6 protein-coding genes are annotated in these 13,527 nt (G+C 59.7%); 1 reads left to right on the top strand and 5 read right to left on the bottom strand.

The window, feature by feature from the left end; all coding sequences use genetic code 11:
• Nucleotides 1-180: 180 nt before the first annotated feature.
• The 5 genes from PY254_RS11070 to PY254_RS11050 form a co-directional block, all read right to left on the bottom strand.
• A complete protein-coding gene (locus PY254_RS11070) occupies nt 181-6,576 on the bottom strand; it encodes an HTH domain-containing protein (RefSeq protein ID WP_281012104.1) in 6,396 nt (2,131 codons plus the stop codon).
• Nucleotides 6,573-7,178: a winged helix-turn-helix domain-containing protein gene (locus tag PY254_RS11065; RefSeq protein WP_281012103.1), complete on the bottom strand. Its 606-nt coding sequence runs from the start codon at nt 7,176-7,178 to the stop codon at nt 6,573-6,575. Before PY254_RS11065 ends, PY254_RS11070 begins: the two co-directional genes overlap by 4 nt.
• A 182-nt stretch (nt 7,179-7,360) precedes the next feature.
• A complete protein-coding gene (locus tag PY254_RS11060; RefSeq protein ID WP_281012102.1) occupies nt 7,361-8,818 on the bottom strand; it encodes a carbon-nitrogen hydrolase family protein in 1,458 nt (485 codons plus the stop codon).
• Between the two features lie 398 nt (nt 8,819-9,216).
• Nucleotides 9,217-10,437, bottom strand: coding sequence for an ABC transporter permease (locus tag PY254_RS11055; RefSeq protein WP_281012101.1), 1,221 nt, complete (start codon nt 10,435-10,437; stop codon nt 9,217-9,219).
• Between the two features lie 10 nt (nt 10,438-10,447).
• On the bottom strand, nt 10,448-11,752 hold the full coding sequence (locus PY254_RS11050) for an ABC transporter permease (RefSeq protein ID WP_281012100.1): 1,305 nt from the start codon (nt 11,750-11,752) through the stop codon (nt 10,448-10,450).
• A 494-nt stretch (nt 11,753-12,246) separates the two neighbouring features.
• On the opposite strand from PY254_RS11050, the gene PY254_RS11045 reads away from it, so the two are divergent.
• Nucleotides 12,247-13,355, top strand: a protein-coding gene (locus PY254_RS11045) for an IS3 family transposase (RefSeq protein WP_281012099.1) whose coding sequence is annotated in 2 segments (ribosomal slippage) — nt 12,247-12,499 and nt 12,499-13,355 — 1,110 coding nt in all. Because the reading frame shifts where the segments join, the coding sequence is not laid out codon by codon here.
• Nucleotides 13,356-13,527 lie beyond the last annotated feature (172 nt).

Here is a 13,527-nt window from a genome sequence, read left to right as displayed (position 1 = left end):
CAGGCACCATCCCATAATCCGCAGACACATCTTGGTGATGTAGGACACATTGGTTCCGATGATAGGTGACAGGTACAGTCTCGAGCTTCTCAGTCTCACCGCTAGAGACAGCCCAATAAAAAAAGTCGCCCTTGTGGGCGCCTTACAGCTCAGCGGGATTGAGCTAACCCCACCTCCCCGCTAGAGTCTGCCGGCAAGCGCTTGGAGCCTCGCATAGTTCGCCGCTACAACAGGCCTCAAATCGGATCTGACATCGCGCATTGCTCGCAAGGTGAACAGGATGTGTTCGGCATCCTGACGGCTCTGGACCATGCTGCTGCAGCGCGTAACGACGCGACCAACTTCGGCTGCCCATTTGCTCGCGTCCCCCTCGGCAGCGCAGGTAGTGACCGCTGCATGGAATCGGACCGAAAGTGGAATCCCGGGTTGACTTAGGAGCAACTGCTTGATCGCCGCGGTCAGTTTTTCGTGCCGGGTTGCTGCCGCGGCCAGCGATAGCCGTATGCAGAAGGTCGTCATCAGGCCTTCTCCTTCCTTGGCGACATCGTGCCTGTCCAGTTCCCCCACTGCGCGTGCCAGCGCACAGGCGACCGTGTCCGTCAGCTGTCCCATGTCCGCCAGCTGCGCAGCCGCAAGCACTCGCTGGAACAACGGCTGGCTATCGTCAGCGAGCGACGATTCCAGCACGGAGACCAAATTCACCGGGAGGGCCAGCCTAGTTTCGAACGCACCTTCCAACGGTCCTGGTAGGCCACTAAAGAAGATGTTGTTGCGAGACAGCAATGAATCCTCGTGCGAGCCGAAAATGTTCTGCAGCAGTTCAGTATCCGCGATGTCGATGCGCCGAGGTTCCATTGCATGCAGCACCCGTCCGAGGAACTCCTGCCTGAGCTGGTCGGGATGCGCCATGAAGCCATTCCAGCACGGTTCGCGGGGGAGATCCGCCAGAGTCATGGACTGGAACAGCGAGAAGGCACCGCCCGCCCATTCAACGAATGCCGAAAGGTCGACGGCACTCGCCAACGCTGCGCGCTCCACCAATGTTGCTTGGGCGATCGAAGCCAAACGGCGCCAATACACGGGAACATCAACGAACACGCCAGAACCGTTAACCGTCGAATCCACTAGGCTGATGAGGGCGGATGCCAGTGCGAGACGCGTGTCGTCGCCCACCACTTTGCTGAAATGCTCGATCACAAGCCGCGTAATTTCGAGCAGATCAGTGAAAGCGTCAGGCCGGCACGCCAGTGCTTCGATCAAGCCCACCAGCGACCAGACATCGATGTCGTCCAGTAACACAGGCACTCCTTCCATGAGTTCATCCACCGTCATGGTGCCGATGACGGCCGATGGAGCGGTGGTCTGATGCGCGGACCATACGAGCCGCGACAGCGGATTTGCGGAAAACCCTTCGGCGATCTCCAGCGACGTTGCGAACGAGGCGAGAGTCACCTGACCGTCCCAAGGCGGAAGCAACCGTTCGTAGTAGGTCCTGTTCGTCGGCGCCATATCGGCAACAGAGGTGCTCCCCTCATGCAGCAGCCTGCGTATCTGACGCATGCGCCACACAGGACAGTTCTGGAAATCGCGCTCCATCACGGCGATCCGGGCCGGACTGAGAGGCGCCTCCGCCAGCGCGGCGAACCACTGTTCAATGTAGCGTTCCGCGATACCGGTTTCGGCGGCGAACTGCCGTGCATAATCTAGGCGTACAGATGCTGTCGGCGATACAAGCGACGAGTGATTTACGGGGAAGCTGCGTTCGCCCTCTTCTTCCACGCAGCAAGCAATTCCATCGGCGCCGATGTTCATGCACCAGCCTGTGCCCGATCTGTCCACAATGCGGCCCGCCTTGCCGTCCGCATGGACGGCCGCTGCGACTTCGTACAGCATCTCCGAGGAAAACGACGGCGAGCCTTGCAGGCTCACGCTGACAATCGTGGATCTGCTCAATCCTAGTTTGTCGAGTAATACCTCGTCTTCGAAGATCACTTCACGGATAGATCGCGGCAGATGGTTGATGAACTCTTTGCCCAGCTGCCCTACGACGGCCTCGCGCGGCAGTTCGCCGAGTTGCCCGGCTTTTTCCGCGCCTTCAACGATGCTGACGATACCGGATATGTTCCTACGGACCAGCTCGCAGAGTGCAGCAAACACTTGGGGCCGCGCCTGCTCCATATCTACGAAAAACGTTTCGTCGAGCCAGCGGTTGTAGTCCGCACGATGCTTCTGCGCCACACCCTGGTTCATCAGTAGTCGAAGAACGCTCAGTGCCTCCATGTCCACCCACCTGCGACTATTTTCAGGGCCGAGCATCCGGTCCGCAAAACCGTCGTAGCGCATCAGATCGAGTAGCCACGATGCTTTGACCGGAACATCGTCATCCACGCTGTCGCCCGACCACAATTCAGTCACGGCTTTCGCAATCTGGGCCACATGCGCCGTGTACCAGAACATCTCCATTGGCAGTTGCAGCAGACCTGATGCCCGTGCCAGTAGCAGATTTTCACGGATCGCGCGAGCAGCGACAGACTCGAACAGCTCGCCTTCATGCACTTTCGAGCCGGCAAGCGCAGCGCGCAGTTCGGTGGCATCCAGCGGCATGAACAAATACCCAGAGCGCCTGAGAGTGACCAGGCATTTCAGCCGCGCTCGCTCCTCCATCAACCCTTTTTCGTGCATCCAGTCGATGACATCCAGCGTGGTGCAGACGGCGACACTCGTCTCGTTTGGATAGCTGAACGATGAATGCCGATTCACGGCCCGATCATCGAAGATCACGGCTTCGATGCCCTCTTCTTGCTGGAACATCTGCTCCAGCAACACGCCGGCCGTGACCTCGACTGGGCCGCCGTCGTGCCCTGCCGCCCGATTTCGAACCGGAAGCGGTAGAACGCGCACTACTCCGCGTTCTTGGCCGTTGACGAAGAATCGGCGTATCTGCTCGATCACGTCCGCGACGTTCTCGCCCACGTCTTCCAGAGCACCAAACGCCACGGCCTGGGCCCGCACATCAGCATGGATGAATAGCTGAAACCGAGCGTCAGCGAGCGGCTTCAGTAGGCCAACATGCTGCAGATAGGTGACCGCCAAGTCGTCCAGGTAAAGTCGAGCGCCCTGGGGAATCAGTTCTTCATCGGGCCAGCCCTCGTCCTGCAAGCGCAGATAATCCAAGGCGTCCGCGTACAGCGAATCCGAAACGCCTCCGTACCGATGCAATGATCGCGCTACTTCCAGCGTGCTGCGGAACAAAGGTTGGCGATCGCCGACATTGGCTACTTCTTCGAGGTAACTCCCGGCGCGATGCAAGGGCGTGGACCGGATCACGAACGCCTGTTTTCCTACATCGCGGTCCGCTTGACAGGCGGCGAGTAGCTGTGCCAGATCAGCTCCCACCTCGTCTGCCAGCGGCTTAGGAAAGGCGATACTCGCGTCGGCGACCTTCAGGTCGTCGCGTGCGATGGCCTGCTGCAGGCGCTTAGCATTCGTGATCTGGCCAGGCTGGTGGAAGCGGACTTGTGAGGCTTCGGTGAACAGCCAGACACCGGTGCTGTGGGGGACATGGATCGCGTGGAAGAGATCCAGAGCACTTTGCAGCACACCCAATCGCGCCAGCGTCAGCAACGCAGTGGCATCTATTGCGATTGAGCCGGGCCGGACAGCGGACTGGCGCTCCACACCGGCGTATGCCGGTATGGGGGAGATGCGGCGGAAGTCTGGTTCGTTCTCGTTAGCGATCGCTGTACCGGCAATGACACTAGCCAAGGGGCGGTTAACTTGATGGGCCGCTAGGGCAAGGAACATGTCACCGGATGCGATGGATTTCTCAAGAGTATCGGTGCGTTCACGCCATGCTGGCGCCATGTCCACCAGGTCCGAGAGTTTGCCTCTGTGAACCGGACTTCCTTCGGTATCCGCGCTATCGATACTGACTTGGAACCAATGGCGTACCTCTGATTCGCTTTCCCAGTTGCCCTGCACCGCCAGCATGTAGGCGTTCCAGCAGATCTTGGGATCCTGGCTAGCAGTCGCCACGGCACGCTTTACGAGTTGCTTGGTCAGTGGAATGTTGCCCAGATTGGTGGCGATGTGCGCGAAGCGCATCAATTCGCCGGAATCCAGGTTGGGGTCAGCGTTCGCCTCCTCGAGGAGCAGGCCGACTTCGTCCCAGCGTCCTGAGCTGACGGATAGCTGCAGGTTGAGGTCGGCGCGATCGCCCCCTAGATCGAGATGCGCATCGGCAGCTGCGCGCGCCTCTTTCCAGCGTCCATGACGGATCAGAGCATCGACATATAGTCGCCCCAGTAGCGTCGACTGTTCCAGAAGGAATTCGTTGCCGGCCAGAAAGTCGACGATATCCTTCCACCTGTCTTGCTGCCGCAATAGATCCAAATACTCCCTTGCGTTCTCATGCTCCTGGGTTTGCTCGAAGAGTTTGAGCGCATAAATTGACGCGCCTGCCGGATCCCCCGCTTTTTGCAACGCGATGACCAGATTGTGGAGCGAAGCAGGCGAGGCATCCCGCCTCACCGCCTGCCGGTATTGTTCCAGCGTTTGCGGATCAGGTCTGTCCAACTCAAGCTCCAAACGCTTGCGCAGCTCTTCTGGAATTCCTGTGGTCTCTGCTAGTTCCGAACGCGCTTGATCCAGTCGGCCCAAATGGATCAAGCCCTGAATGTGGACGTGTTGCAGGAATTCGGCGGTGAAATAGGCAGAGATGTTCGCGCTTATCCCAGGCCACGCGTCTATCCACGTCTCCGCTGGCATGTGGAAAAGTAATGCTAGGCGCGCGCGCGCGTCGCTGTAGCTTAGTGAGCCGTACCGCACGGATTGCCCGTCAAGCTTTGCGACGAGCGTGCTCTTGTCCATATCTACGCCGGCACGTAGCGCGAGAGGCAGCCAGCGGAAATTACTACTCGACTCCTCCTTCCACAGCCTTGAAATTTCAGCGATCGCTGCTGTGCGTGATTGTCTGTCCTCCAGCAGAAGCCACAGCGCATACTCAAGGGATTGTTGGGTGGTGTCCTGCAGCCCCCAGCCTTTCGCCACCACGTGGAACCGGCGGAACAGTTCCACTGCGCGACGGCGAGCCGCCATCGCAGGCGGATCGTCACGGAGATGGAGTTCGTCGCCGATGGGAGGGCCCGAAAGTACGGTACTACGCGCCGTGTCAACCGTCCCCCAGGCTACCAGCGAATAAGCGCCTGCCCACGATAGGAACGGAAACTGCTCGAACGAGGATTCAGGAATCCGCTCGAACCAGTCGACAGCATCCTTCCAGCGCTTTGATGTCAGCAGGTCCAGGAGTATCAGGCTTTGCCCGCTGCCATCAAACTGCGCCGGACTCGCCGCCACCACCGCGAGCCATGCGATACCCTCGTCGACACTGCCTTTGCGTGCGATCGCGTAGCGGATCGTCTCCGCTGCGGCGGAGTGATCATTTGCGACCAAGCGCCGGGCTTCGTCCTTGTCGCGCCCAGCCAGAAACAGCGCCTTGACTTGATCGTGCTCCATGACTGTGGCAACGCGTGCCGCATTGTCGAGGTATTCCTCGGCAATTTCGGCATGTTCTTCGAGCAGTACTCGCGCGCACCAGCACAGCGTGATCGCGCGCACCTGCGGGTCGCCGATCTGGTAGGTGCCGCCGTCGGCGACGTCTTGACCAAGCGCCTTCGCGGTATCGATCGCGTTGGCCTCTGAAAGAAATCTGGACTGGCGAAGCTGCTCCAGCCGGCGCTGAATGTCGTCGTTGACCGGCGCGAGCGGCAAATTCTTTGCCAGCGCCGCGTCGCCGAGCAGCACCGCATACTCGTCCTTCGGCAGAGTGACCAACAGCTCGTTGCGGATCAGCTCACGCAGACCCTGATAGGTTAGAACGCGTGTGCTTTCCACGGGATCGGTCGATACACGAGTAACAGTGTCGACGACGATGGACCAGAGTCGGCGTCCATTGGCATATTTTTGTTCGCCCTCTTCAAGAGCGATTGCCGCGACCTGTTCCCGCAGTTCATTTCTGATGGCGTCGGGAGCGGGCGCTCGGGCGGCCCATGCGACTTTCTGGATCAGATCTCGAACGATCTCGGCATTGGACTTGGCAGCAAGGAATGCGGACAGCTTTCCGCCTGCTGGTGCGAGTTTCTTAAGGACTGCGATCAAGGGTGCAGGGTCGGCGCCCACTTGGACGTCCTGCCAGTAAACGATTCCCCGCTTCCCGTCGGGCCGGTGCTGAACTTCCTTTTCCTGACCGATCTCGGACGTGGTTAAGTACACGAACGACAGGCTCCGTCCGTGGTTGTCCGCAACCATGCGTAGGAAGCGTTCTAGGTACTCCACGGCACTCGTCAATGTCAGTACACCACCGACATGTTTCACTTGGGTAACTTGCGCATCCGTTCCCGTGGCGACGGCATAGTCCTCGGCGATTTCGATATGCAACGCTTCGCCGATGCCCAGTTTCACCCAAGCCAAGGAGGTGACCAGGTCTTGGTAGTAATAGCCGCCCTTACTGGCGTTGGCTTCGGTTCCTGGAATACCGACCAAGGGGGCAGTTGGCGCCTGCGCGCGTGACTGCATCACGCCACTTCCTGCAAAAACTCGGTTTGGGAGGTCGATGCGCGCGAAATGCCGAAGCTGCGGTGACTCGCCATCTTCCCCATCCGCATGTGTTCGCTGCCGAAGACAGCATGGCTCGCGGTCACTGCTTCCAGGAGTTCCAATACAGAAACCTCTTTGCGATTCTTGCCCAGCCCGGCGGGATCCGTGGTCTCCCCTTTCACCGATGCCCGGATGCACTCTTCGAACTGCAGCAAGGTGTTGGTCTTAGGATCGAGCGCTTTCCAACCCGGCCGAAGATAGTTGAGAACCTCCAGACCTAGCGGCAGCGGCCGGTAATCGACGCGTCGGCTCGACCGCTGCGACTGGATCAACCCAGCGTCCGCCAAACGGCGTACATAGCGATTGAAGTTGCCGCGATCGATGCCAAGCCGATCCGCCAGCCCACCCTGTGTGGCCGCAGCCGTGGACAGACTCAGCACGCCGACAAGATGGAGTATCTCGGTGCCTCGCGGCGCTTCTGTCGCGGCACGGATTGCATCTCCCAGAATGCTTCGCTGCTGCATTGTGCCCAGCATCTCTACGAATGCGGTCCCTGCGCCCAATTCGAAGGACGGCGCGTGCACGGCCTCGCCCTGCTGTCTAAGTACTTCCCGAGTAGCACGAGTGGATGCAAGTGCTTGGTCCAGCACCGCTCGGATGCCCTCCGCACTGGGCCGGGACACAGCATGCAGAGTCGGCTCGATCAGTCTCGCAATTATTTGAGACGGCATTAGCATAAAACACCTTACAATTGTCGACAATTGTTTTACACGAGTCGCCCTAGATCTACAAGCCAGGCGATGGGTGCCGACGAATGGGGCAATGGCTCCCAATGCTCTGGAACCCGAAGGGGCGCCACTACGTGGCCAAACTGCCAACCCTCAGGGGTGAGACCGAGCAACGTTCCCGAATTGGCCACAACGCAGGTGGCGCCAGGGTGCCGCACGTAGTTCATGGCCGCATCCTGGATCCAGCCCAAGTGCTGCCCAGCGCGACGGCCAGACATGATCGGCACCAAGATAGTCGTGGCCACGATGTCGGCAACGACGGCCCGGTGCGGATCGGGCTGAATGAAGTCTTCGCAGGTCAAGATCGTGACCCGTTGCGTCGGTGAAAGATCGACGATGTAGAGTGTCCGAGGCTCCACATCGATGGCTTCGGTTCGATCGACCAAGTCGTCTAGGCCCATGGGGTGGTCAGCCTCGGCTTGCTCCTTGGCGCTGAACCGGTAGGCATGCAGCTTGTCTTGCTCCCAGACGGTATCTCCTTCAGCGTTCAGTACGCGTGCCCGATTACGCACCTTGTCGTCGACGTCCTTCACCAGCTGGGTACCCACGAGTACTAGATGGGGGTTATGTAGACCATTGCGCCGACGCGCAGCGAGCTCTTCCGCGATCAGTACCGTCAAGTCAGGAGAGGCCACCAGTTCGGGCATGAGCACCAGCTCCGCGCCTTCTGCGACGAGCAGCGCCAGCGCGGCGCTGACACGAGCGTGGATGGCCGCACGGGCACCGGGATGCTCTCCGATGGAGTATCGGCGGTTGTCTTCCTTCTTCCACACAAGCTCATAGTGGGAGTCGATCGTGGGAATGATGCCGATGTGCCTGAATCCCGCGGGACCCGGAGATCCGTTGGCGAACGCCATCAGATTTACCACCTGCAACTGCGACCCGCAGTTGACGATCGCAAGATTAACCAGCAAATCGGTCAGGCGACCCTGTCCCCGCAAATCTGGGGAGTTCAATCGTCGTGGCTTGGGATACGCACGCAGTGCGTCAGCCTCAAACAGGGATTGCCCAAGGCGGATACGGGTACGCAACGCGACGAAACCTTCCGCATCCGTTGCCGATATAACTTCGGCGGGATGGACCCCTTGGAAGGCATCATCCAGCACTCGCAGCGCTATGACTAGGCGTTTGGAATTTTGGGGCGAGATGCGGCCGAGCGCGGTAATCGCCTCCAGCACCGCGCCCAACTCTGCGATCTGGGTACACGACGGAAACCGATCTTCGCGGCCGATGCACTCTCGGATCTCCGTACGCCAACGGATGACCTCCACCGCGAACTCGTGCCCACTGACGGCGTCATCTCCCAGCGACAACCAGCCGAACCTGCCGTCCGGCGAGTTCTCGATGAACCGGAACAGCGCAATGAAAGCGGAAGACACCGCCAGCGGTTGGCCAAGCGTCTCAAGCAGCGCCCTTGCATCCAGCATCCACGACACGAACAGCCTCCCTGCCACGGCGAGAATCGCTGGCTGGCAAGTGCCATGTTACCGGTCAGATCACGCCGGACAAGTCCTTCGCTTCCGTGTTGCACTGCTTGAATCTCGCACGTGTCAGTTTGAAAAGCGGCCCCGCTCTACCCGCGATAACACAGGCTAATCGCCCTGCTCTGCTGGCGCGTGGCAGTCTCGTCGTACGCGCCGGAGCGGACGTATCACCGGATCGTTGGTCACTGACCCGTCCACCTATCAACGTAATCGGTTGTCAATCGACGTTGACGGCAGCAGGCGACCCAAAGCAGTCGTTGGCTGGTGTCCGCTTTCTGGAAAGCCGCTATCTGCGTAGAGCGGAGAATTTGACCAAGAAGACCGAACTCTGCTGACCAAGGGTTCAATACTCAAACCGACCGCGTCGCCACCACCGGCGGCACGTTGGAAGCACGGCGCGCTGGCACCAGCACGGCAACCTGGCCAAGCACGAGCATGACAAGTGCGCCTATGGCCACGTAGAACAGCGGAAGATGCAGCATCTCGTAGCGCCTCATCAGCCATGTGTTGAGGCCAACCGCACCTAGCGCGCCGATGATCGCGCCAGCGCCGGCGATCAGCAGGATCTCGATCTGGAAGTAGCGCAGGATGTCGATCTTTCTCGCACCTAGTGCGCGCCGCACGCCAATCTGCCGATGCCGCTGGGTGACCCAGAAACTGGTCAGGCCGACGATGCCGGCGGCGGTGACGCTCAGCAAAATGACGCAAATCACGCCTATCAGTACCGCGATGCCGCGCTCTTCGCTGAAACCCCTGGCGCGCTTCTCGGAGAACCTGTGGACGCCGGCCCACGCTTGCGGCATGTGGCGCATGGGTTTCACTGCAAAAAGTGCCTTGTGGATTTCGCGCATCGCCTCCGTGGTGCGGCCGGGGCGCGCGCGTGCCGCGTAGGCCGTCCACAGGCCATCTTCTCGCAGCGGTTCCATCACCGCGTTGAATTCCCAATTCGTGTCTTCCCCCATCGATGTCTGCAAGCGCTCGACGATGCCCACAATCGTGGCCGGCTTGCTGTCCTGATAAACCGTTTGACCAAGTGCGTTGCCATGGGGAAACAGCTGATTCGCGAGGGGCCTGCTAACGATGACAATAGGTGAGCCCGGAAGTCCCTCGCCATGTCGGATCTCGTCCGCGAAAAAGTCGCGACCCGCAACCAGGTGCAGGCCGAGGGTCGATCGCAAGTGTTCGTCGCCGTAAAAGTAGCCTGCCTGCACAAGTTTGCCTTTGCCGTCCGCATCAAGAGAAATAGTGCCGGCGTCATCTTCCTGGCTTGAGGCTGCAACTTCCTGCACATCCGGCAAATTTCTTATTGCTGCTAGATCCGTGCGTTGCGAGGCATCGATCTTCTCCACAAGGGCAGCACCATCGTTATCAGACAAGCCTGTCCATTTCTGCAAAACCACGATCAGACCATCTTCCTGGCGCCCGCTTGGGCGAGTCATGTGCTCGATGGTATGGCCGATAAGGAAGAAGGCATTGGCGACGATCGCCAGGGTCAGCGCGATTTGCGACACGATAAGGAGCACGGCGACCTTGTGTCGGCGCAATGCCATAAGGATGGGATAAACGTTCACTGCGTTATCCTCATTGTGCTTTGAGCTGAAGCGCAGGTGGTACCTGCGACGCGCGATACGCAGGATAGACAGCGGCAAGCAGGGTGGCCGTCACGGCAAGCAGCAGCGTGAGCAACAGCAAGCTGGGGTCGAGTCGCGCCAGCGCGGCCAGCTGTGCTGGCATCACCGCACCGATACTGAGCACGCCAATGACCGTCAGCAGCAGCCCGAGCATGCCGCCCCCGGCGCCGATCAGTCCTGCCTCGGTGAGAAATTGAGCATAGATCGACGCCCGTGAGGCGCCGAGTGCACGCCGCACGGCGATCTCGACCCCGCGCCGAAGGAACTTGGCCAGCAGCAGCCCCACCGTATTGAGCAGGCATACGACCAGCAGGCCTTGCGCCACCAATAACGACAGTTCCGTATTGCTGGGTACCACATGCCGGTAGTCGAGAAACGCCGGCACGTCGCGCAGGCGGTTGTTCGGGCTCCAGGTGAAGCGGCCCATCTTTTGCTGTTCGCTGGTATACGCATCGAGATATTGCCGATACGTCTGTACGGCCGCTGGAGTATCCAGTTCAGCCATGTACGAGATCCATGGACAGTCCGGGCTCAAAAGCGTCGCAGTGAAAGCCAGGTCGATGCCTTTCTGGCATTTGAACCCCATGAAGGCATGGTTCGCCATCAAGAATTGAAACGGTAAAAAAAAGTCTGGCGCCTCGAGTCGGAACTGGAGAGCACTAAAGAAATCCGGTTGCGGGTTCCAGTACCTGACAACACCCACAACCCGATAGTCGTGGGTGTCGATGGTTATGCTCTTGCCGACGCTGTTGCCGCCGCCGAACATCTCCTGGTTGAAGTGATCGCTTATCACCACAACCGGGGTTCGACCCGCATCGTCGTCCGCACTCCAGCCAGTGCCGTAGTGAAACGGCACATCCAGCATGGGAAAAAATTCGCTGTAGACCGCATAGCCCCGAGCGTCGATCAGACTGTCGTTTTCGCTGAAACGCGGCGGCCTTACCGACCGAAAAAACGAAGTGATCGCGGATTGGCGCAAGGCCCGATGTTGGCGCATCAGCGCCATGGCATCGGTATAGGTCAACGCGATAGGCGGTTCACCATTGTCGCGGTGGCCCGGGCCCCAGACGTCGATTTGCGGCACGAACAGTTGCGACGACTTCCACGGAATCGGATCGGCGGATATGCCGCGAAATACCGAATACATCGTCATGGACGCCGCCACGCCAAAGGCGATCGCCAGCATCATCAGCGCAGTAAGGCCAGGGCTGCGCCGCAGGCTGCGCACGGCCAGTTCCAGATAGTAGGCAAACACTGCGTTTTCCCCTTGCGTCAACGACGCCATCTGCTCGGATCTGACTTCGACCGAATGGCTTCACAAGCCGGGGTGAGAGTCAGGGACTGTTACCGAATAAGCTAACTGCTGAGGCAAATCCCAACTATCAACTCGCGCATACGTAACTCCGATCGGGTGCAAGGCTTAGGGTGAACGCCATGCATGACCCATCGCGGGCACAGTTATGGAATTTCTCGGGCGGAGGCAACTGGTCGTCACGATAACAACGAGCACCCTTTTTGACCGCACGCCCAGCCCGGCTCAAAACGCGACCGACGGTTTTGGACTGTAGCCTCCGCGCGGGCCTGACAAGCTGTGACAGACAGAGATCAATCCATTCCTGACGGCGGCGAACGGCTACTTTGCGGCGCCTATGTGACTTGGACGAACAGCCGGTGTTGTCGACTCCCCATAAACTTGGTCCAGGCATAACCAGAGGTCTCCGGGCAAACTAGCCCCTAAGGAGACCAACGATGCGCAAGAGCAAGTTCACCGAGAGCCAGATCGTCGCGACGCTGAAGCAGGTCGAAGGCGGTCGACAGGTCAAAGATGTGTGCCGAGAGCTGGGTATCTCGGACGCCACCTACTACGTCTGGAAGTCCAAGTACGGCGGCATGGAAGCGGCTGATGTTCGGCGTCTGAAGGATCTGGAAGAAGAGAACGGCCGCCTCAAGCGCATGTTCGCTGATCTGTCGCTGGAGAACATGGCGCTGAAGGACGTCATCGCAAAAAAACTATAGACCCGGCGCACAAGCGCCCGCTGATGTCGTGGCTGATGGATGTTCACGACTGGAGCGAGCGTCGGGCTTGTCAGGCGGTGGGGCTTTCTCGATCGACGGCACGCTACAAACGCCGAGTGGATCGGGACGAAGCAGTGATTGCGTTGCTGGCCGAGCTGGCTGAGCGGTTTCCGGAGCGTGGTTTCGACAAGCTGTTCCAACTGATCCGCCGTCGCGGGCTGGTTTGGAATCACAAGAGGGTGTGGCGCGTGTACTGCCTGATGCAGCTCAACCGGCGCCGCCGCGGAAAGAAGCGGTTACCCAACCGGCACCCGATGCCGTTGGTGGCCGGCGACCAGATCAACAGCAGTTGGTCGATCGACTTCATGTCCGACGCCCTGTGGGACGGGCGGCGCTTTCGTACGTTCAATGTGATCGATGATTTCAGTCGCGAAGCGCTGGCGGTCGAAGTGGATCTCAACCTACCAGCCACACGTGTCATTCGCACGCTGGAGCGCATCGCCGCCTGGCGCGGCTACCCGACCAAGCTGCGCCTGGATAACGGCCCGGAGTTCATCGCGCTGGCTCTGGCCGAATGGGCGGAACGCAAGGGCATCGCCTTGGACTTCATCGAGCCCGGCCGGCCGATGCAGAACGGCTTTATCGAACGCTTCAACGGAAGCTTCCGGCGTGGCGTGTTGGACATGCATGTCTTCCGCAATCTCACCGAAGTGCGCGAGCAGGCCGAACGATGGGTAGCTGACTACAACAACGAGATTCCCCATGACAGCCTCGACGGGCTCACGCCCGCCGAATTCCGCATTCAAAACGACCCGGCGACCTCTAATTTAGCGTGGCACTGATTTATGGGGAGTCGACAGTGTTGGCCGGTTGTTGCCTGTCGACTGCGCTGGCCAGCGCACCTGTCGAGCCTCTCGAGCGCCGTTGGCGTCGTCTGGATCAATGCCGGAGATGGGCAGCGCAGTGTGGCCACTGGCTGTGGTCAGTTTCGCCGCCGCTGATCAATTGCAGTTG

Source organism: Rhodanobacter sp. AS-Z3, assembly GCF_029224025.1.
In the GTDB taxonomy this organism is placed as follows: Bacteria; Pseudomonadota; Gammaproteobacteria; order Xanthomonadales; family Rhodanobacteraceae; genus Rhodanobacter.
The sequence above is the reverse complement of the archived record's forward strand: the minus strand, read 5'-3'. Positions and strand labels throughout refer to the sequence as shown.